Origin of the sequence: Chitinimonas prasina, assembly GCF_030160395.1 — a bacterium.
GTDB lineage: Bacteria > Pseudomonadota > Gammaproteobacteria > Burkholderiales > Chitinimonadaceae > Chitinimonas > Chitinimonas prasina.
On record NZ_BSOG01000002.1, the window covers coordinates 1,295,337 to 1,316,946 of the forward strand.

Below are 21,610 nucleotides of genomic sequence, written 5' to 3' on the forward strand. Positions count from 1 at the left end.
TGCGGGACGGATGAGCATAGCATGGCTTGGCAGTGCTGCTTTATGCCAGCTGGGCCTATAAGACATTGCCGAGTTTCGCACCAGCCATAGGCTCAAAAACCGCACATGGCCCATAGATTGGCTAGCACCACCTGGGATTCGGGCCGGATATAGGCGGCAAACACCGCCGCCAGTGCGGCCGCCACCAGGCACCAGCGCATCCAGGGTCTCATGTGGCGGCCATGGCCGCCGGCCGGCCTATGGCCTGCTCGCGTATGGGCCAGTTGATCAGGGCCGCACCGATGCCAAGGCCGATAGAGATGTACCACACCACGTTGTAGGAGCCAGTGTGGTCATACAGCCAGCCTCCCAGCCACACACCAAGGAAGCTGCCTATCTGGTGCGAGAAGAAGACAAAGCCAGACAGCATCCCCAGGTGCTTGACGCCAAAGATGGTGGCAATCACGCCATTGGTCAGCGGTACGGTGGAGAGCCACAGAAAACCGATGACGGCGGCAAATAGCCAGACGCTCCAGGCCGTCAGCGGCGCCAGCAGGAACACCGAGATAGCCACCGCCCGCGCAAGATAGATCATCGACAGCAGATACTTTTTACCGAAACGCGCGCCCAACTGGCCAGCGGTATAGGTGCCAAACACATTGAATAAGCCGATCAAGGCCAGCGCGACCGCCGCCACACTCCCCGGCAGGCCAAAATCCTTCAGATAGGCCGGCAGATGCACGCCGATGAACACCACCTGGAAACCACAGACAAAATACCCTGCCATCAGCATCTGGAAACTAGGGTAGCGAAAAGCCTCCCGCGCGGCCGCCCAAACGCTTTGCCCGGTTCCATGCCCTGCCTCAGGCGCAACTTCCTTCAAGCCCCTGGCGGCTGGGATGATCAGCAGCGACATGGCCGACAGGATCAGCAAGGTCGGCATCCAGCCCAGGCCGGAGATCAGCTGCTGCTCCACCGGCACCATCATGAACTGGCCAAAACTACCGGCAGCCGAGGCGATGCCCATGGCCTGCGAGCGCTGCGACTCGGGTACGGCGCGACCAATCACCCCAAAGACGATGCTATAGGTCGAGCCCGACAAAGCCAACCCCAACAACACACCGGCAGAACCAGAGAACATCCAGCCACTGCTCGATACCGTCATCAAGGCCAGCCCTGCGGCATAGAGCAAGGCGCCCACCACCAGCACCCGCGTGGCCCCATAGCGGTCGGCCAGGGCGCCGGTGAATGGTTGGGCCGCCCCCCAGACCAGGTTCTGCAAACCCAACGCCAGTGCAAACACCTCGCGGTTCCAGCCAAAATCCTGGGTGATGGGCTGCAGAAAGAAACCAAAGCCATGGCGTATGCCCATGGAGAGGGAGACGATGATGCCGGCGCAGATCAGCACCCGGCGGGCGGTGCCATTGAACATGGTATGACTCCCGTTGGAATGGCTGCAATGTGCGCCTAAGCCGCCGGCTCGCCAAGAGACAGCGCAGCGCAAATGCACCATCACAGCAGCCTGGCCCAGCTGTTTGGCAGAAAGTGATGGTAGATTGGCATTCATGCCACGCAGGCTCGCGGCAAGATGGTAGAAATTTAGAGCCTGTTCAAAATCTTGAGCGCAGCGAAATCCGCCTTGTCCTCCGGGAGTCGTCAGCATGCCACGCCCGCCACGCCACATACTCTTCCTGCTGTGCGACAGGATGAATCTGCTCGACATCACCGGCCCGCTGGAAGTCCTGTCGCAACCCAATCGCATCCATCCCGATGCCCCGCCCTACCGAATCAGCGTCGCCTCGCTCAAAGGTGGCCTCATCACCACATCGGCCGGGGTGGGGCTGGATACCACCGCGATCAGCGAGATCTCGCTGGACGAGGTCGACACCTTGATATTGCCCGGTGGCGGCGCGGGCTATGTCCCGTTTGCACCGCAAGCCATGGTCGACTGGATCAGTATGCACGCCCCGCAGATACGCCGCATCTGCTCCACCTGTACCGGCGCCTTTACGCTGGCCGCCACCGGCTTGCTCTCGGGCCGCCGGGCAACCACCCATTGGCTGGCAGGCGAGGCCTTGCTCAAGCTGGATGCCACCATACGGCTGGAGGAGAACGCCTTGTTCGTACAGGACGGCAAGTTCTGGACAGCGGCCGGCGTGTCCTCCGGCATAGACCTGGCCCTGGCCTTGCTGGAAGCCGACCTGGGCCATCAGGCCGCCATGCAGGTGGCGCAAAGGCTGGTGGTTTTCCTCAAGCGTCCCGGTGGGCAATCGCAGTTCAGCACACCGCTGCGTATCCAGACACTGGATGGCCGCCTGGCCGACCTGCATGGCTGGATGGCGGCCAATCTGCAGGCCGATCTGAGCGTTCCCAGCCTGGCACGCCGCGCCGGCATGAGCCCCCGCAGCTTCGCTCGCCACTACAGCGAAAAAGTTGGCCTCTCCCCCGCCAAGGCTGTCGCCGCCATGCGGCTGGAAGCCGCCAGCCAGGCGCTCGCAGCCAGCCCGCAGCCCATCAAGACCATCGCGGCCCTCTGTGGCTTCGGCGACGAACAAGCCCTGCGTCGGGCCTTCATGCGCCAGTTTGGTGTCGCACCGCAGGCTTATCGGGAGCGGTTTACGCGCAATCTCGCCTGAGAACCTGTTCAAGGAATCACAGCCTATGGAGCTGTCCTCTCGACGCCCCCCAACAACAAAGCCGGCAATGCCGGCTTTGTTGTTGGGGGTGACTTACACTCGTTCAACCGTGATGCCGGGCAAAGTCCTGCATGAAAGCCGTCAGCGCTTTCACGCCTTCCAGCGGCATGGCGTTGTAGATGCTGGCGCGCATGCCGCCGGTCGAGCGATGGCCCTTGAGCTGCAGCAGGTTGCGGGCGCGTGCCTCCTTGATGAAGTCCTCATCCAGCCGTTCTTCTGCCAGCTTGAACGGCACATTCATGCGTGAGCGATAGGCCTTTTCCACCGGGCAGTGGTAGAAGCCATTCGAGGTATCGATGGTTTCGTACAGTAGCGCCGCCTTTTCGATATTGCGCTGCTCTATGGCCTTGAGCCCGCCCTGGCGCTGCATCCACTTGAACACCAGGCCCGCCACATAGATGGCGAAGGTGGGGGGCGTGTTGTACATCGAATCGCCCTCAGCCTGGATCTTGTAATCAAACATGGTGGGGGTGCCTGGTACGGTCTGCCCCAGCAAGTCTTCGCGCACAATGACGATGGTCAGGCCGGCTGGGCCAATGTTCTTCTGGGCACCGCCATAGATCAGCCCGAAGCGGCTGACATCAGTCGGCCGCGACAGGAAGTTGGACGACATGTCGCAGACCAGCGGCACACCATCGCTATCAGGAATGAAGGGAAATTCCACACCGCCCAAGGTCTCGTTGGAGGTGTAGTGCAGATAGGCGGCCTGCGGGTCGCGCTGCCAGCCATCCTGTGCCGGCACGTAGCAGTAGCCACGGTCTTCGGCACTGGCGACCACATGGGTGCTCACCCCGAACTTGCGTGCTTCCTTCATGGCCAGCTTGGACCAATGGCCGGTGTCGACAAAATCGATGCTGGCGTGGCCACGTATCAGATTCATCGGCACCATGGCGAACTGGGTGGTGGCCCCGCCCTGCAGGAACAGCACCTTGTAGTTGGCGGGGATACCCATGACCGCACGCAGGTCTTCCTCGGCCTCGGCCGCGATCTGCATGAATTCCTTGCCTCGGTGGCTCATCTCCATCACCGACATGCCGCTACCGTGCCAACTGAGCAGCTCTCCCTGCACTTCGAGCAGGACTTCACGTGGCAAAACGGCAGGACCGGCGCTGAAATTGAAGACAGGGGACATGAATGCTCCAGAAAGTGGGGACCATATTCAGACTACCCAAAGGCAAGCGAGTTTAACCGTCGGGCAGGCTATCGGACACGGCCAGGAAATCCGGCCTCATCGCGGTGTGGCACAAGGCCTCCATCACGCAGAAGCGGTCATTCCCGGGTACAGCACATCACCTTGCGGGGTAGCGGCCTAGCGCCCATCCACCCCCGAGAACCTTCCACGCACCGTGCAACCTGAGCTTCCGTCTCGGCGCCACGGCCCGGGCGTGGACTTCATCAGGGACAAGCCTGTGGTATCAGGCCGCCCTGGGGTCTATTCAGTCCGTCATCACCCGCCAGTGACTGGCTTTCATCACAAGCGCTACGACAACAGAAAATGCGCACGCGCTACTGCTACCGGCTTGCTTTCATCTTCCTGCCAGGCCGTCATGCGCACATTGGCAACGCGCTTGCCCTGCTTGGTGATATCGCAGCGGGCATACAGGCTCTGGGCCTTGCCCGAGCGCAGGAAGTCCAGCGAGAAATCAATGGTGCGTGGCACTTCGGCCGACTCGCGCGCCCAGACCAGATGCAGCAGCGCGGCGTTTTCCATAAAGCCGCCTATGGCGCCGCCATGCAGTGCCGGCAGGTGCACATTGCCGATATTGTGGTCGCTGAAGGGCAATTCAAACAAGGGCTGGCCGTTTTCTTCACGCATCACCACACCCAGCAGCTTGGCATAGGGTATCTGGTCGATGATGCTGTCGTAGTTACCGCTTTCCTTGGCGGCATGCAGGATTTCCAGTTGCACCATGGTCAGGCCCCTTCCTTCTTGCTGCCCAGTTGGGCCTGGCTGGATTCACGCATAAACGTTGCCACACCATGGGCGATGGGCTGGTCGTTGCCTTCCTGGTAAGCCGTAGCGCGGGTAAAGGCGATCTGCCGGCCCAGGCGGTAGCATTCGGCCGTGCAGTACACTGGCTGGCCCGGCGTGGCGCCGCGCAGGTAGTCGATGCGCAAGTCCAGGGTGGCAATGGCTTCACGCTCGTTGAGCATGGAGAACACCGACAGCGCACTGGTAGTATCGATCAGCGAAGTCATCACCCCGCCGTGCAATACGCCCGAGCGCGGGTTACCCACCAGAGCGGTGTTATAGGGCACTCGCAAGGTCGCATGGCCCCGTTCGCCCATGACGAATTCAAGGCCTATGGTAGCCGAGTGCGGTATCTGGCAGAACCAGTTGGCCACATCCTCGAACAATGCCGGATTGAGTACCGGCAGGGGCAGGTTTTGCATCAGAAAGCTCCACAGGGTGGGCACGGCGGGCTGGCCTTGCATCAAGCATAGCCATCACCCGCCCTCGCGGCACCCCGATTACAAGATCAGGCCTCGTCGCCGGCAGCGGTTTCGCCACCCACGTCTGTACCCAGATCCTCCATGCCTTCTTCTTCGGCTTCTTCTTCTGTTTCTACTACTTTTTCAATGCCCGAGAGCTTCTCGCCCTCGTCCAGATTGATCAGGCGCACACCTTGGGCGCTGCGGCCGGTCTCGCGTACTTCGGCCACCGAGGTGCGTATCAGCACGCCGCCAGTGGTAATCAGCATCAGGCCGTCGGTCTCGGTAACCAGGCTGGCCGCCACCAGCTTGAAGCCGGTTTTTTCGGTCAGGTCCATGGCGATCACACCCTGGGTACCACGGCTGGTATGGCGGAACTCGGCAATCGCCGTGCGCTTGCCATAGCCGCCGTCGCTGGCTGTCAGCACTTGCCAGTCTTCCGAATCGGCCACCAGCAGGGAGATCACCTTCTGATCCTCCGCCAGCGACATGCCACGCACACCACGGGTATCACGGCCCATCGGGCGTACATCATCCTCGTCGAAACGCACGGCCTTGCCGCCATCGGAGAACAGCATGACCTGATGGCTGCCCGAGGTAATGGCCACCCCAACCAGCTGATCACCCTCGTCGAGGTTGACGGCAATGATGCCCAGCTTGCGCGGGTTGGAGAAGGCCGACAGCGGTGTCTTCTTCACGGTACCGCACTGGGTAGCCATGAACACGTAATGGTCGTCGGTAAAGGCCTTCACCGGCAGGATGGCATTGATCTTCTCGCCATCCTGTAGCGGCAGCAGGTTGACGATGGGGCGCCCGCGCGAGGCACGGCCACCTTGCGGCACTTCGTAGACCTTGAGCCAGTAAACCCGGCCCAGCGAGGAGAAGCACAACACATAGTCGTGGGTATTGGCCACGAACAGGTTATCGATGAAATCATCGTCCTTGGTCGCCGTCGCCTGCTTGCCACGGCCACCGCGCTTCTGGGCGCGATATTCGTCCAGCGGCTGGGCCTTCATGTAGCCTGTATGCGACAGGGTCACTACCATTTCTTGCGGTGTGATCAGGTCTTCCAGGCTGATATCCTCGCCAAACGGCACGATCTCGGACTTACGGCCGTCACCAAACTGGGTCTTCAGCTCGGTCAGCTCATTGGCAATGATGTCGGTAATCCGTTCGGACTTGGCCAGGATATCGAGCAGGTCGACGATCTTTTCCATGATCTCGCGGTATTCGGCTTCCAGCTTGTCCTGCTCCAGGCCAGTCAGGCGCTGCAGGCGCATGTCCAGGATGGCCTGGGCCTGGGCCTCGGACAGGCGATAGCCATTGGCCTTCAGGCCAAACTCGGCCGACAGCCATTCTGGCCTTGCCTCGTCGCTGGCAACGCGGGAGAGCAGTTCTTCCACCAAAGTGGAGCGCCACTCGCGGCTCATCAGCGCAACCTTGGCTTCTGGCGGCGTAGCAGCGGCCTTGATCAGTGCTATCACCTCGTCCACATTGGACAGCGCAACAGCCAGGCCCTCCAGGGTATGGGCACGCTCGCGGGCCTTCTTCAGCTCGTACACAGTACGGCGGGTCACCACTTCACGGCGGTGGCGCAGGAAGGCTTCCAGTATCTGCTTCAGGTTCAGCAGGCGCGGCTGACCATCGACCAAGGCCACCATATTCATGCCAAAGCTCGATTGCAGCTCGGTCTGCTTGTAGAGGTGGTTCAGCACCACCTCGGGCATCTCGTTGCGCTTGAGTTCGATATAGATACGCATGCCCGATTTGTCGGATTCATCGCGCAGGTCGGAAATCCCCTCGATCTGCTTATTGCGTACCAGGTCCGCAATCTTTTCGATCAGGGTCTTCTTGTTCACCTGGTAAGGCAGCTCGTCGACAATGATGGCCTGCTTGTCGCGGCTGACTTCCTCGATGTGGGTACGGGCGCGCATCACCACACGGCCACGGCCGGTGCGATAGCCTTCACGCACCCCGGCAATACCGTAAATAATGCCAGCGGTGGGGAAATCCGGTGCCGGGATCAGATCGATCAGCTCGTCTATGCTCATGTCGCTGTTACGCAGCAGCGCCAGCGCACCGTTGATCACCTCGCCCAGGTTATGCGGCGGGATATTGGTGGCCATACCCACGGCAATACCGGTGGAGCCGTTGACCAGCAAGTTGGGCAAACGGGTGGGCAGAACCGAGGGCTCAAGCTCCTTGCCGTCATAGTTGGGGACGAAGTCGACGGTTTCCTTGTCGATATCGGCCATCAGTTCGACCGAGATCTTCTCCATGCGGCACTCGGTGTAACGCATGGCCGCCGCGTTGTCGCCATCAATGGAGCCGAAATTACCCTGGCCATCCACCAGCGTGTAGCGTAGCGAGAAGTCCTGGGCCATACGCACCAGGGTGTCGTAAATGGCCGTATCGCCGTGCGGGTGATACTTACCCATGACGTCACCGACGATACGGGCGCACTTCACATAAGGCCGGTTCCAGACGTTGTTGGCCTCCTGCATGGCGAACAGCACGCGGCGGTGTACAGGCTTGAGGCCATCCCTCACATCGGGCAACGCCCGCCCCACGATAACGCTCATGGCGTAGTCGAGATAGGAGCGACGCATTTCCTCTTCGAGGCTTACCGGGATGGTTTCTTTGGCAAATTGTTGCAAATCGGTCATTTTTGGGCGTCTAGGGCGGGCGAATTAAGCGAAAATTTTACCACGCGCAGCTATCCGTCTCCAATTTGGCGTCAATTGTCATATTCTCCTGATTGCGGCGCGCTTGCAGCGTCAAGTAAACTCGGCCCCGACGTCGGTTCGGTTCGTATGACCGTCGCTAAATTCCATCCTGTCTTAACGGAGAATAACTATGCAGAAGATGAAGCGTACCCTGGTCGCCCTCGCCATGAGCGCAATCGCCGTTTCGGCTTACGCTGGCAAGGATGGCTATGCCACCGACCCGCGTGCCGCCGTTGTAAAGAACAACTATGGCGAGTGCTGGCGCACCAGCTCCTGGAGCAAGGACAAGGCCATCGAAGAGTGCGATGCCGATCTGATGCCCAAGAAGGAAGTGGTCGCCCCGGCTCCGGCACCCGTAGCACCTGTGGTTGAGGCCCCCAAGCCCGCCGTGCCGGTGAAGATGGAAAGCCTGACCCTGAACGCCGCCGCCCTGTTCGATCTGAACAAGGCCACCCTGAAGGACGAAGGCAAGCAGGCACTGGACGCTGTTGCCGGCGTGCTGCTTGAGCGCAAGTACGATGCCAGCAAGACCCGCATCAACGTCGTGGGTCACACCGACCGCATCGGCAAGGATGCATACAACCAGAAGCTGTCGGAAGAGCGCGCTGCTGCCGCCCGTGCCCACCTGGTTGAAAAGGGTATTCCTGAAGGCATGATCACCTCCGAAGGCAAGGGCGAATCCAGCCCGGTTACCCAGCCTGAAGATTGCAAGAAGGTGCTGAAGAACAAGAAGAAGCTGGTTGAGTGCTACGCACCTGACCGCCGCGTGGAAGTCGAAATCTACGCGACCGTTCAACAGTAAGCCTTCGCCTACTGTAGCGCCAAGCCCCGCCTCGTGCGGGGCTTTGTCTTTTCCGGCGCAGCGCTGCCAACAGGGGCATTCAAGGCCGGTTCAGGCACCCGTGGTAGACTGGCAGCCTGTTATCAGCTCGCCATCAGGCCACCCATGCGCCCCTTACTACTGCTATTGCTGACCCTGCCCGCCTTCGCCGGTGGCCTGGAACAGCTCAAGGGCTTTTTGTCCCAGACCCAGGCCTTTACCGCCAGCTTCCAGCAAACTGTCAGCCAGAAAAGCGGCAAGCAGCAGCAAGCCAGCGGCACCATGGCCATCCAGCGGCCTGGTCGCTTTGACTGGAACTACGTCAAGCCTTATGAGCAGCGCGTCGTCGGTGATGGCAAGCAGCTGTGGATCTACGACCCCGACCTCAACCAGGTTACCCGCAAACGCCTGGACCAAGCCCTGGGCGACAGCCCGGCCGCCCTGCTGGCTGGCAGCAACGACCTCGAAAAATCCTACAAGCTGACCGATATGGGTAGCCGCGACGGGCTGGAATGGATAGAAGCCACGCCCAAGAACCGCGACAGCGGCTTCGAGAAGGTACGCATGGGCTTCAAGGATGCCCAACCCATGGCCATGGAGCTGGCTGACAGCTTTGGCCAGACTACCCTGATACGCTTCAGCAATATCAGCCGTAACCCCAAGCTGGACGCCAGCCGCTTCAACTTCGTGCCGCCCAAGGGCGCCGATGTGGTGGCGGCTGATTGATCAAACCCGGCATGGCCTCGCGCAACCGCCACGACACCAGAAAGTGCTGGTGGCGAGCGCAGACGATGTCGATAGCTGGTTGAGGCCATAGCGCCCGGCTAAACACGGCAGATCGCGTTTCGAACCGGCCCCTACCTCATCAGGAAACCAAGCAGCACCCATGTCAGACCTGTTTACCCAGACCCCGCGCCCTCCCCTCGCCGAATCCTTACGGCCAGCCACCCTGGCAGAGGTGATAGGCCAGACCCATCTGCTGGGCGCCGGCAAGCCGCTGCGGCTCGCATTTGAGGCAGGCAAGCCACACTCCATGATCCTGTGGGGCCCGCCAGGGGTAGGGAAAACCACCTTGGCAAGGTTGATGGCCTCGGGTTTTGACGCCGAATTCATTCCGCTGTCGGCGGTTTTCTCCGGGGTAAAGGACATACGGGCGGCCATGGACGAGGCCGAGCGCTACCTGCAACGTGGCCGGCCCACCATCTTGTTTGTCGATGAAGTCCATCGCTTCAACAAAAGCCAGCAAGATGCTTTCCTCCCGTTTGTAGAGTCCGGCCTGATCACCTTTATCGGCGCCACTACCGAGAATCCCTCGTTCGAGGTCAATTCGGCCCTGCTGTCACGCGCTCAGGTTTATGTACTAAAAGCCCTGACCGAAGCCGAATTGCGTCTACTGGTGGCACGTGCGCAAAGCAAGTCGCTTGGCCATCTGCAGTTTGACGACACTGCGCTGGCTACGCTGGTGGGCTACGCCGACGGTGACGCACGCCGACTGCTCAATCTGTTGGAGCAGACCGATACGGCGGCCAGCACAGCGGGTGTCAGCCAGATCGACGGCGAGTTTCTGCAGAATGCCCTGAGCCTGAACACACGACGCTTTGACAAAGGCGGCGATGCTTTTTACGATCAGATCTCCGCACTGCACAAATCGGTGCGGGGCTCGAACCCGGACGGTGCCCTGTACTGGTTCTGCCGCATGCTGGATGGCGGCACCGACCCACGCTACCTGGCCCGCCGCATCATACGCATGGCATGGGAGGACATCGGCTTGGCCGATCCACGCGCAGCACAGATCACCCTGCAGGCAGCAGACACCTATGAGCGACTCGGTTCGCCCGAGGGTGAGCTGGCGCTCGCCCAGGCGGTGATCTACCTGGCCGTGGCCCCCAAGAGCAACGCCGGCTACATGGCCTATAAGGCCGCCCGCGCCTTTGTGGGCAAGGATCAATCACAGCCCGTGCCGGAACACCTGCGCAATGCGCCGACCAAGCTGATGAAGCAACTGGGCTACGGTGCCGAGTACCGCTACGCCCACAACGAGGATGATGGCTACGCCGCAGGCGAGCGCTACCTGCCGGACGGCATGGCCGAACCCGGTTGGTATCAGCCCGTGGCGCGGGGCCTGGAAGCCAAGATCAGTGAGAAGCTGGCACACCTGCGCCAGCTCGATCAAGCGGCGCGATCTAGCAAGGACGGCGTGTAAGCGCCTGGCGTATGCCAGATGCCACGCTGTCCTGTCTTTCTGGCCGTCCGGCCATGTAAAGCGTTGAAAATCATTCATGCCCGGCGCGCTGGCGGTTAGAATCCGCCCCAAACCCGCTATTTGCCGTTTAGTGCATACCGAATACAGAACAGGCTCGTCATGCTAGACATACAACAACTCCGTAACGATCTCGACGGCGTCGCAGCACGCCTGGCCCAGCGCGGCTTCGCGCTCGATACCGCCGCCTTTGCTGCCCTGGAACACGAGCGCAAGGCCCTGCAGACCCGCACCCAAGACCTGCAGGCCGAGCGCAATGCCAAATCGAAGGCCATAGGCCAAGCCAAGTCGCGCGGCGAGGATGTCGCCCCCATCATGGCCAGCGTGGCCAATCTGGGCGACGAGCTGAAAGCGGCCGAGCAAAGCCTGGCGGCGCTGCAGGACAAGCTCAACGACATGTTGCTGCACATCCCCAACCTGCCGCACGAGTCGGTACCTGTGGGTAAGGATGAAAGCGGCAACGTGGAGCTGCTGCGCTGGGGCACCCCGCGTGCCTTTGACTTTGAAGTCAAAGACCATGTGGATATCGGTACGCCGCTGGGCCTGGATTTCGAGACCGGCGCCAAGCTGTCGGGGGCACGATTTACCGTGCTCAAGGGCCAGATCGCCAAGCTGCACCGTGCGCTGGCGCAGTTCATGATCGACACCCAGACCGAAGCGCATGGCTATACCGAGGTCTACACCCCCTACATCGTCAATCCGGAAGTCCTGTTTGGCACCGGCCAGCTGCCCAAGTTTGCCGACGATATGTTCCGCGTTGAGCGTGGTGGCGAAGACGGCCAGACTCAGTACCTGATCTCGACCTCGGAGATTTCGCTGACCAATACCGTGCGCGACAGCGTGCTGAAGGCCGATGAACTGCCCATCAGGCTCACTGCCCACTCGCCTTGCTTCCGTTCGGAAGCCGGCAGCTACGGCCGCGATACCCGTGGCCTGATCCGCCAGCATCAGTTCGACAAGGTGGAGATGGTACAGATCGTGGCGCCCGAGCAGTCGTACCAGGCGCTGGAGCAGATGCGCGGCCATGCCGAGGCTATCCTGCAAAAGCTCGAGTTACCCTACCGCGTCGTCACCCTGTGTACCGGTGACATGGGTTTTGGCGCCACCAAGACCTACGATCTGGAAGTCTGGCTGCCGGCTCAGAACACCTATCGCGAGATCAGCTCGGTGTCGAACTGCGAAGCCTTTCAGGCGCGCCGCATGCAGACCCGCGTCAAGAACGAAGCGGGCAAGAACGAGCTCGTGCATACCCTCAACGGCTCGGGTCTGGCAGTAGGCCGTACCCTGGTTGCCGTGCTGGAGAACTACCAGAACGCCGACGGCACGGTAACCATACCGCAGGTGCTGCGCCCCTATATGGGCGGCGTGGATAAGCTGGCCTGATACAGCCAAGACCAACGGCCCTGCGGGGCCGTTTTTCATGCCTGCACTGACAGCAAGGAAACGCATGGGCGAAACCGTCATCATCACCGGCGCCAGCCGGGGCATAGGCGCAGCCACCGCCCTGCTGGCCGCTCGCCACGGCTACGCCGTAGCGGTGAACTACCTGCGCCAGCAGGCAGCGGCCGAAGCGCTTGTTGCGCAGATACGCGCAGCAGGGGGCGAGGCACAAGCCATCCAGGCCGATATCGAACAAGAGGCCGATGTGCTGCGTCTGTTCCAGCAGGCAGAACAAACGCTGGGGCCCTTGCGCGGCCTGGTCAACAACGCCGCCAGGCTGGAAACCCAGATGCGGCTGGAGCAGATGGGGGCTGACCGCCTGCAGCGGGTCTTTGCCACCAATGTCATCGGCAGCCTGTTGTGCGCGCGGGAGGCAGTCAAACGCCTGTCCACTCGCCACGGTGGCAAGGGTGGCGCCATCGTCAATGTATCGTCGGCAGCAGCCCGCTTGGGTTCGGCCAACGAATACATAGACTACGCAGCCAGCAAGGGGGCAATCGACACCCTGACATTAGGCCTGGCACGCGAGGTCGCCGCCGAGGGCATACGGGTCAATGCCGTGCGCCCTGGTTTTATCTATACCGACATGCATGCTGATGGCGGCGAGCCAGGCCGGGTGGACCGGCTCACCCCGCAAATCCCCATGCAGCGTGGCGGCCAGGCCACTGAGGTGGCCGAGGCCATACTCTGGCTGCTATCCGACGCTGCCTCCTACACCACCGGCAGTTTTATCGAGGTCAGCGGCGGCCGATAGCTGTCGCAGCACTGGCCAATAATCCGCAGTCAAAAAAACAGCCCCTGCCAGAAAGACAGGGGCTGTCGCTGCACCACGCGGTCAGCGGTTGGTTTTGCTATCCCACTTGGCCCTGCCAGCGCCGTCATAGATCACCAGGTTGCCGTCGGACTGCAACGCCAGCCGCGTACCACTGCCGTGGGTACTGCTATCCCATTTGGCCTTGTTGGCGCTGCTGTACACAACCAGGTTGCCGTCGTGCTGGAACACGGCATAGTTGCCGCTGCCCTGGGTTGAGCTGGCCCACAGCGCATCGCCCACCACTACGCCACGATCCAGACGATACAACACCAGATTACCATCGCCCTGCATCACCAATTGGCGCCGACGGGTACTGATGGATTGATTGGCCCGCAGCGTCAGGCCGCCTGCCGCAACTAGCACTTCGCTGCCCAGGCCCGCCGGGTTGGAGCCACTGAGGCCATTGACCCGCCAGTCGCCTTCGTCCACCTGGTCGTCATGGTTGAGCCACACTGCCTCATGGCCCGCAGCCACCCTGGCAAGCTTCAGCTTCTGGTTGTCCAGCGCATTGGCAGGCACCCGGAAATTGGCGCCACTGCCATATTCGACCTGACAGGCAGCCTGACCCCCAGCAAATGCGCCTGCGGCGCGGGTCACCACCCAACCGGCGGTGCTGTTCTGGCAGGCATAGGGCAAGCTGTTGCTGCAGGCACGGTCATCCCAGCGGCCACTGCCAAATTGCACCGCGCAATCCTGGTTGCCGCCGTTGTTATTGGGCTCGCCCTCCGACCAGCTCCACACGCCCGCGGCCAAGCGGCCATCGGTGGTCACCATATTGTCCAGCGCCACGATATTGGCCCCCTCCCGTAGTGCCGTGCTCACTTCGCTGGCATTGAGGTGATCCACACTGCCGCCGCTGACATAGCTGTTCAAGGAGCCCACAATGGTCCTGTCTTCCCACACACGGCCAACATCACCCAGGCCGGTGTAGACCATATTGGCCCAAGATCCGTTGCTGCTGCAGCTCTTGCCGCTGAAGATCAGCACCTTCTTGCCCGCCGCCATCACCTGGGCCTTGGTCAGGCTAGCCGGTATCGCCGCGCAGCCATTGCTGGTGTAGACCCAGTTGCCTATGCGCTGGTTGACCTGGTTATAGGCATCCTGATGGTGCCCATTCATATGATCCTCAATATAGAGAATCACCACCTGGTTATCGCTGTCACTGCTGTTGAGCCAATTCTTCAGCTCATCCAGGCCCTCGGTCAGGTATTTGTCGTTGACACTGCACACCCCCTTGCCGCCGTTATGGCACAGCAGCAAGCGCTTGGGGTAGCTGATCAGGCTTTCCATCTTGGTGGTCCAGTGCGCATCCATCTCGATAAATCGTGCCCCCATGCGCAACTGGTCGTAGATCGAGTGCTTTTGCTGCGGGTCCTGGTAGCGGCACCCCACCTTGAGATCGCACGCCTCATAAACAGAGGAGTTGAAGCTGTTGTGGGTGCCCATCATGCTGTTGTCCGCCAGGGGCGTGTAAACCTCCAGCGAGCGCTGCAACGACAGTGCCTTGCCGCTCCAGCTCTGCTGGAAATCACCGATGCCATCAGCCCAGGCCGAGCCACCACCCAGCCCCGCCGCGATCAAACCGGCCAGGCTCAGTTGCAACAGTTTCCTCTTCATTGTTCTCTCCTTTGTCTGTGTGTCTTTATGACGTCGCATTGCACCAGCCACGACTGCGGCTGACGGCAGCAGATTAGGGAGAGATTGTGGATAAATTATGGAGAATGGATTTTCGATAGATAAATACTTAGACCGGAACCGCCCCAATTTCCGTGGAGGCGGGTTGGTTTAAGTCAGGCCAGCCTCACTCGCCCCTCTCGTCAACCAATACCGCAACCGTTTCGGTAACCTGCCTACGCAGCCAGTGCAGGCCGCTATCCGCATCTCGGCTCCGGTGCCAGATCAGGCTGACCTGCACTGGCGGCACCGACATCGGCAGCGGATGTAGCGTAATCGGCAGATAAGTGGCGAAATGCTGAGCCAAGCGTAACGGCATGGTACCCAGCAATTCTGAGTCCGCCACCACGGCCGGTATGCTCATGTAAAAGGGAACATGGAGTGCCACGCGGCGTCGGACCTTGGCCGATCCCAGCACGATTTCCAGCGGCGAGCCACGGCCGGCCCTGGCGGGTATCGTCACATGCTCGGCTGCCTCGTAAGCGGCCATATCCAGGCTAGCACTTGCCAGTGTAGGGTGATCGCGCCGGGCGATCACCACCAGCTGCTCCTCAAGCAAGGGCACATAAGCCAGCTCGGGCTCATCAAAATGCAGGTAATCAATTGCCAGATCCAAGTTGCCCGCGGCCAGACGCACCGGCAACTCATCAGCCACATCAGGCTGCACCACCAGGCGCACACCTGGCGCCTGGGTACGAACGCGCGCCCACAAGCGCGGTAGCAAGGCGAACTGGGCATAGTCATTCATGGACAGCGCAAAACCCTGTTCGGCCTTGGCAGGGTCGAAAGCGGGCGGCGGTGCCAGACTATCCTGCAGCAGTTTCAGCGCCGCACGTATAGGCCCATGCAGCGACTGGGCGGTGGGCGTCGGTGTCATGCCACGGGCGGTGCGCACGAACAACGGCTCCCCCAGCTGCAGGCGTAACCGTGCCAAGGCATTGCTGACCGCAGGCTGGCTCATGTGCAGCCGCAGCGCCGCACGCGTCAGGTTTCGCTCTAACACCAGTGCATCAAACACACGGAGCAGGTTCAAATCCAGCTGATGCAATTTCACGTTCATGAATAATGATAGGCACAAATATCCATTAGAAAGATAATTTTACCGCAGCTAGTCTAGGCATCATCACACCAGAGGATGCCAGCAATGCTTCCGCAGCCATCAGCCAGCGCTATCTATCCCAGCCACCTCGATCATGATGTAGCCGACTTCCGTACGCGGTATCGGGCAACCATCTCGCCACACTACAACCCTTGGCTACATGGCGGCTTCGTGCTCGCCTATGGTCTGGCGTGCATGGCTTTCTTCTGGAGTCGTATTGAGGTGCCGCTGCGACTGCTAGATTGGCTGGCACTGCCTGTGGCACTACTGTTCGCCAACTGGGGCGAATACACCATCCACCGCCGCCTTGGTCACCACAAGACACGGCTAGGCAGACTCTTCTACAAACGCCATACCGGCGACCACCACAGTTTCTTCGCCGAACATGCAATGCAGCCCGACGGCCCACATGACTGGCGAGTGATCCTGTTCCCACCCTGGCTGATCGTGCTGGTCAGCGCCGGCCTGGCACTACCGGCCTGGGTACTGCTGCAAGCTCTCAGCGCCAACTTTGCCGCCTTGTTCGCAGGCATGCTGATGGGGAGCTATCTGCTCTATGAGTTTGCCCATGCTTGCGAGCATCTGCCCGATAGCCATGCGCTGGCCCGCCTGCCCGGCATCCGCACAATGCGCCAGCTGCACGCACTACACCATCGCCACGGGCTGATGCGCGATCACAACCTGAATATCGTGTTTCCCTTGATGGATTGGCTCTATGGCAGTCTCTACCGGGAAGACCAACAAGGCGCGGCTATCGTGCCAGGCCTGACTCGGATGCGACACACCATCGATGTCGCTGCCTCGCCCATGGCGGTGCTCAACTATGCCTCGACGGCCACGGCATGGCCGCAATGGCACCCGTCCTCGCTGGCGGTATATGCGGCACCAGGCCCCTTGACCGCTGGCTGTCATTTCAATGAGGACATTAATGCCGGAGGCCGACGAGGCAAACTCAACTGGCAGGTAATCGCTCACCAGCCTGGCGAGCATTGGTCTGCCGAGGCCCAAGGTGACCATGGCTTGACGCTGCATCTGGCTTATGACTGCTCACCAGTTCATGGCGACCCTACTCGCACCGTATTTGAACGCAAACTAGACTACCGACTGCCGGGCCTCGGTTGGCGGCTGTACAACTACCTGATTGCAAGAAGGCGGGTGGAACGGGAATCGCGGCTATCCCTGCAACAGCTCAAGCACTGTATAGAGCAAGCCTAAGCACGCCCAAATCGAGAGGCCATCGTCCCCTCCCGCAATCAGCCAGGCAGCGCAGCGTGGTATGGCGATTGGCCTGGCAGGATATGGGCCCAAGTCACCTGGTCAACTACCTTCCAGCTGCTTGGGCACAGCCCGCAGCAAACGCTTGAGCCTCGACCCTGGACATCATGCCTTCCTTTGGATCCAGCACCCGCATACGGCCACTCAGTCAGTTGAGGCTGTACTTGGCCAATAGCGCCTTCCAGGCCGGGTCTGTTTTGCTCGCGGCCATGACTTCGTCCAGCGCCATCACCAGCTTGTCTTCAGCCTTGGCTGCAAAGATATGCCGGCTAAAGCTAATGTGCGGCGTAGCAGAAACATGCAGTTTGCCATCAAGTCCATTGTGTTTGATGAGGTAGCGGTAAATGGACTGCGACATGATGGTTACATCCGAGCGCCCAGAGGCAACCTTCTGCAGATTAGCCAGTTCGGTAGCCACGTCGTCACGATCGATATCCTTGCCGAAGCGCTCCTCCAGGCCAGCGTACTTGTTACCCAGTATGCCGGCAAAGCGTTTGCCCTTCAGCGTATCTGGATTGACGTATTCAATCTTTTTCGAAGGATGCGAGAGTACTCCGTTGGCATCTTCCATGAGTACGGCAGACCATCTGAAGCGTGTCTTGTCCGCATCCCCTACAAATTGCGGGCTCATGAACAACACCACCCCTTTGAACTTGGGGTCATTAATCACCGTACTATTCAGGCGCTCACGGGGCACGGTACTGAGCGTGAACTGATACTTCCCCTTCAACTTGCCATTCAGGTAAGCCACCACATCTGCTGCCAGGCCACCTTGCCCCACCACAAAAGGCTGTGACTGATAGGTGTTGTAGGCCTTCAAGGCCTCTTCTGCCATTGCTGGCGCCACTAGGCTCAGTAACAGCCCATACCGGATCAAACCCATCATGGTCTCCTTGTAGGAACAGATAGGCGGGCCACACCCCATGCCTAGCGACATAACATAACCGCTCAAACAGAGATTACCCATCCCCGCCAGTAACGCCACCAGCGCCACACCTGCAACGCTATCGACTCACAAAGCATAGCAAGTACAGCGCGGATTGCATTTGCCTACGCAGCTGCCAATCGCAATCCCAAACCCGCAAAGCAAAAGCCCCAGACTCTGGTGAGTCTGGGGCTTTTATGGGGAGCCTGGCGGTGACCTACTTTCACACGGGTAGTCCGCACTATCATCGGCGCTGCCTCGTTTCACGGTCCTGTTCGAGATGGGAAGGCGTGGGTCCAAGGCGCTATGGCCGCCAAGCAAAACTGGCTGATACACCGATCTCTCGATGCATCGAATTTCATGATCCGCTCCGCAGCTACGCCACAGAGCCAATCATCGATAGAAGAAGTAACCAAATCATTTGGGTTGATCGTCCGCAAACCCTGGCCTCAGGCCTCTTGGGTTATAGGATCAAGCCTCACGGGCAATTAGTATCAGTTAGCTTAACGCATTACTGCGCTTCCACACCTGACCTATCAACGTCCTGGTCTTGAACGACCCTTCAGGGGACTCGAAGTCCCAGGGAAGTCTCATCTTAAGGCAAGTTTCCCGCTTAGATGCTTTCAGCGGTTATCTCTTCCGAACTTAGCTACCCGGCGATACGACTGGCGTCATAACCGGTACACCAGAGGTTCGTCCACTCCGGTCCTCTCGTACTAGGAGCAGCCCCCTTCAAACTTCCAACGCCCACTGCAGATAGGGACCAAACTGTCTCACGACGTTTTAAACCCAGCTCACGTACCACTTTAAATGGCGAACAGCCATACCCTTGGGACCGGCTACAGCCCCAGGATGTGATGAGCCGACATCGAGGTGCCAAACTCCCCCGTCGATGTGAACTCTTGGGAGGAATCAGCCTGTTATCCCCGGCGTACCTTTTATCCGTTGAGCGATGGCCCTTCCATACAGAACCACCGGATCACTATGTCCTGCTTTCGCACCTGCTCGACTTGTCAGTCTCGCAGTTAAGCATCCTTATGCCATTGCACTATCAGTACGATTTCCGACCGTACCTAGGATACCTTCGAGCTCCTCCGTTACACTTTGGGAGGAGACCGCCCCAGTCAAACTGCCTACCATGCACGGTCCCCGATCCAGATAATGGACCTAGGTTAGAACCTCAAAGGGGTCAGGGTGGTATTTCAACGTCGGCTCCACAGAAACTAGCGTCCCTGCTTCAAAGCCTCCCACCTATCCTACACAAACCACTTCAAAGTCCAATGCAAAGCTACAGTAAAGGTGCACGGGGTCTTTCCGTCTAGCAGCGGGGAGATTGCATCTTCACAAACATTTCAACTTCGCTGAGTCTCGGGTGGAGACAGTGTGGCCATCGTTACGCCATTCGTGCGGGTCGGAACTTACCCGACAAGGAATTTCGCTACCTTAGGACCGTTATAGTTACGGCCGCCGTTTACCGGGGCTTCGATCAAGAGCTTGCACCCCATCAATTAACCTTCCGGCACCGGGCAGGCGTCACACCGTATACGTCCACTTTCGTGTTGGCACAGTGCTGTGTTTTTAATAAACAGTCGCAGCCACCTTTTCACTGCAACCCCATCGGCCTTCACCTGTACAGGCTACAACCTACCGGGGCACACCTTCTCCCGAAGTTACGGTGTCAATTTGCCGAGTTCCTTCACCCGAGTTCTCTCAAGCGCCTTAGAATTCTCATCCTACCCACCTGTGTCGGTTTGCGGTACGGTCTTTCTGTAACTGAAGCTTAGCGGCTTTTCCTGGAAGCAGAGCATCAACCACTTCGTCTGCAAGCAGACTCGTCATCACGCCTCAGCTTAGTCTCGCGGATTTGCCTACGAAACACGCCTACACGCTTAAACCGGGACTTCCAACACCCGGCTGGCCTAGCTTTCTCCGTCCCCACATCGCATTACAGAAAGGTACGGGAATATTAACCCGTTTCCCATCGACTACGCTTTTCAGCCTCGCCTTAGGGGCCGACTCACCCTGCGCCGATGAACGTTGCGCAGGAAACCTTGGGTTTTCGGCGACAGGGACTTTCACCCTGTTTATCGCTACTCATGTCAGCATTCGCACTTCCGATACCTCCAGCATGGTTCACACCACACCTTCGCAGGCCTACGGAACGCTCCTCTACCATATGCTTACGCATATCCCTAGCTTCGGTTCATAGTTTGAGCCCCGTTACATCTTCCGCGCAGGACGACTCGACCAGTGAGCTATTACGCTTTCTTTAAATGATGGCTGCTTCTAAGCCAACATCCTGGCTGTCTATGCCTTCCCACTTCGTTTTCCACTTAACTATGCATTTGGGACCTTAGCTGAGGGTCTGGGTTGTTTCCCTTTCGACACCGGACGTTAGCACCCGATGTCTGTCTCCCAAGCTCGCACTTGACGGTATTCTGAGTTTGCCATGGTTTGGTAAGTCGCGATGACCCCCTAGCCATAACAGTGCTTTACCCCCGTCAGTGATACTTGAGGCACTACCTAAATAGTTTTCGAGGAGAACCAGCTATTTCCAAGTTTGTTTAGCCTTTCACCCCTATCCACAGCTCATCCCCTAGTTTTGCAACACTAGTGGGTTCGGTCCTCCAGTGGGTGTTACCCCACCTTCAACCTGGCCATGGATAGATCACTTGGTTTCGGGTCTACACCCAGCAACTGAACGCCCTATTCGGACTCGCTTTCGCTACGCCTCCCCTACTCGGTTAAGCTTGCTACTGAATGTAAGTCGCTGACCCATTATACAAAAGGTACGCAGTCACCCCACGAAGAGGCTCCCACTGTTTGTATGCATCCGGTTTCAGGTTCTATTTCACTCCGCTCCCGCGGTTCTTTTCGCCTTTCCCTCACGGTACTGGTTCACTATCGGTCGATGATGAGTATTTAGCCTTGGAGGATGGTCCCCCCATCTTCAGACAGGATTTCTCGTGTCCCGCCCTACTTGTCGTACGCTTAGTACCACCGATTGCTTTTCATATACGGGGCTATCACCCACTATGGCCGGACTTTCCATTCCGTTCTATTAAACAATCGACTATCACGTACAGGCTCTTCCGCGTTCGCTCGCCACTACTTACGGAATCTCGGTTGATTTCTTTTCCTTCAGCTACTTAGATGTTTCAGTTCGCTGAGTTCGCTTCCTCAGACCTATGTATTCAGTCTGGGATACCCTTGCGGGTGGGTTTCCCCATTCGGACATCTCCGGATCAAAGCTTAATTGCCAGCTCCCCGAAGCTTTTCGCAGGCTTACACGTCCTTCATCGCCTATCATCGCCAAGGCATCCACCAGATGCACTTATTCGCTTGACCCTATAACCGAAGAAGCCTGAGTCCTGTTCTTCCTTGCGGTCGACCAGTCTCGGTTTCTGATTACAGGTGTTTGCGTTATCGTCCACCAGCGCTGACTGTGCTGGCTTTCGATCGATACAAT

The 21,610-nt window shown here is 59.3% G+C and carries 15 protein-coding genes and 2 rRNA genes; 7 read left to right on the forward strand and 10 right to left on the reverse strand.

Annotated elements, in window-relative coordinates:
- Nucleotides 1–208 precede the first annotated feature (208 nt).
- Nucleotides 209–1,411 carry an MFS transporter gene (locus tag QQK16_RS12985; RefSeq protein WP_284196896.1) on the reverse strand — a complete coding sequence of 401 codons (1,203 nt, stop codon included), beginning with the start codon at nt 1,409–1,411 and terminating at the stop codon, nt 209–211.
- A gap of 229 nt (nt 1,412–1,640) precedes the next feature.
- On the opposite strand from QQK16_RS12985, the gene QQK16_RS12990 reads away from it, so the two are divergent.
- Nucleotides 1,641–2,615 carry a GlxA family transcriptional regulator gene (locus QQK16_RS12990; protein ID WP_284196897.1) on the forward strand — a complete coding sequence of 325 codons (975 nt, stop codon included), beginning with the start codon at nt 1,641–1,643 and terminating at the stop codon, nt 2,613–2,615.
- 103 nt (nt 2,616–2,718) lie between these two features.
- Here QQK16_RS12990 and serC read toward each other — a convergent pair whose 3' ends face one another.
- From serC to gyrA, 4 genes are all read right to left on the reverse strand, one after another.
- Entirely contained in the window at nt 2,719–3,807 is a 1,089-nt protein-coding gene (serC, locus tag QQK16_RS12995; RefSeq protein ID WP_284196898.1) for a 3-phosphoserine/phosphohydroxythreonine transaminase, read from the reverse strand.
- Between the two features lie 348 nt (nt 3,808–4,155).
- Nucleotides 4,156–4,587: a PaaI family thioesterase gene (locus tag QQK16_RS13000; RefSeq protein ID WP_284196899.1), complete on the reverse strand. Its 432-nt coding sequence runs from the start codon at nt 4,585–4,587 to the stop codon at nt 4,156–4,158.
- Nucleotides 4,588–4,589: 2 nt separating this feature from the next.
- Nucleotides 4,590–5,111 carry a PaaI family thioesterase gene (locus QQK16_RS13005; protein WP_284196900.1) on the reverse strand — a complete coding sequence of 174 codons (522 nt, stop codon included), beginning with the start codon at nt 5,109–5,111 and terminating at the stop codon, nt 4,590–4,592.
- A 44-nt stretch (nt 5,112–5,155) separates the two neighbouring features.
- Entirely contained in the window at nt 5,156–7,774 is a 2,619-nt protein-coding gene (gene gyrA, locus QQK16_RS13010) for a DNA gyrase subunit A (protein WP_308447019.1), read from the reverse strand.
- Nucleotides 7,775–7,964: 190 nt separating this feature from the next.
- Between gyrA and QQK16_RS13015 the strand changes: the two genes are divergently transcribed.
- The 5 genes from QQK16_RS13015 to QQK16_RS13035 all read left to right on the forward strand — a co-directional run bounded on the left by QQK16_RS13015 (nt 7,965) and on the right by QQK16_RS13035 (nt 13,108).
- Nucleotides 7,965–8,636, forward strand: coding sequence for an OmpA family protein (locus QQK16_RS13015; RefSeq protein ID WP_284196901.1), 672 nt, complete (start codon nt 7,965–7,967; stop codon nt 8,634–8,636).
- 144 nt (nt 8,637–8,780) lie between these two features.
- Nucleotides 8,781–9,380, forward strand: a complete 600-nt coding sequence (lolA, locus tag QQK16_RS13020) for an outer membrane lipoprotein chaperone LolA (protein ID WP_284196902.1) — start codon at nt 8,781–8,783, stop codon at nt 9,378–9,380.
- A gap of 160 nt (nt 9,381–9,540) precedes the next feature.
- Nucleotides 9,541–10,857 carry a replication-associated recombination protein A gene (locus tag QQK16_RS13025; RefSeq protein ID WP_284196903.1) on the forward strand — a complete coding sequence of 439 codons (1,317 nt, stop codon included), beginning with the start codon at nt 9,541–9,543 and terminating at the stop codon, nt 10,855–10,857.
- Nucleotides 10,858–11,016: 159 nt separating this feature from the next.
- Nucleotides 11,017–12,297 carry a serine--tRNA ligase gene (gene serS, locus QQK16_RS13030; protein WP_284196904.1) on the forward strand — a complete coding sequence of 427 codons (1,281 nt, stop codon included), beginning with the start codon at nt 11,017–11,019 and terminating at the stop codon, nt 12,295–12,297.
- Nucleotides 12,298–12,334: 37 nt separating this feature from the next.
- The gene (locus QQK16_RS13035) at nt 12,335–13,108 is read left to right on the forward strand and encodes an SDR family oxidoreductase (RefSeq protein WP_308447020.1); all 774 of its coding nucleotides are present in this window, start codon (nt 12,335–12,337) and stop codon (nt 13,106–13,108) included.
- 81 nt (nt 13,109–13,189) lie between these two features.
- Here QQK16_RS13035 and QQK16_RS13040 read toward each other — a convergent pair whose 3' ends face one another.
- Nucleotides 13,190–14,785: a lectin-like protein gene (locus QQK16_RS13040; RefSeq protein ID WP_284196905.1), complete on the reverse strand. Its 1,596-nt coding sequence runs from the start codon at nt 14,783–14,785 to the stop codon at nt 13,190–13,192.
- 184 nt (nt 14,786–14,969) lie between these two features.
- Nucleotides 14,970–15,902: a LysR family transcriptional regulator BsrA gene (gene bsrA / locus QQK16_RS13045; RefSeq protein WP_284196906.1), complete on the reverse strand. Its 933-nt coding sequence runs from the start codon at nt 15,900–15,902 to the stop codon at nt 14,970–14,972.
- An 84-nt stretch (nt 15,903–15,986) separates the two neighbouring features.
- Between bsrA and QQK16_RS13050 the strand changes: the two genes are divergently transcribed.
- On the forward strand, nt 15,987–17,156 hold the full coding sequence (locus QQK16_RS13050; protein WP_284196907.1) for a sterol desaturase/SRPBCC family protein: 1,170 nt from the start codon (nt 15,987–15,989) through the stop codon (nt 17,154–17,156).
- 208 nt (nt 17,157–17,364) lie between these two features.
- Here QQK16_RS13050 and QQK16_RS13055 read toward each other — a convergent pair whose 3' ends face one another.
- From QQK16_RS13055 to QQK16_RS13065, 3 genes are all read right to left on the reverse strand, one after another.
- The gene (locus QQK16_RS13055; RefSeq protein ID WP_284196908.1) at nt 17,365–18,102 is read right to left on the reverse strand and encodes a substrate-binding periplasmic protein; all 738 of its coding nucleotides are present in this window, start codon (nt 18,100–18,102) and stop codon (nt 17,365–17,367) included.
- Nucleotides 18,103–18,345: 243 nt separating this feature from the next.
- Nucleotides 18,346–18,459 (reverse strand): 5S ribosomal RNA (rrf, locus tag QQK16_RS13060).
- Between the two features lie 149 nt (nt 18,460–18,608).
- Nucleotides 18,609–21,489, reverse strand: a 23S ribosomal RNA gene (locus QQK16_RS13065).
- Nucleotides 21,490–21,610: the final 121 nt, after the last annotated feature.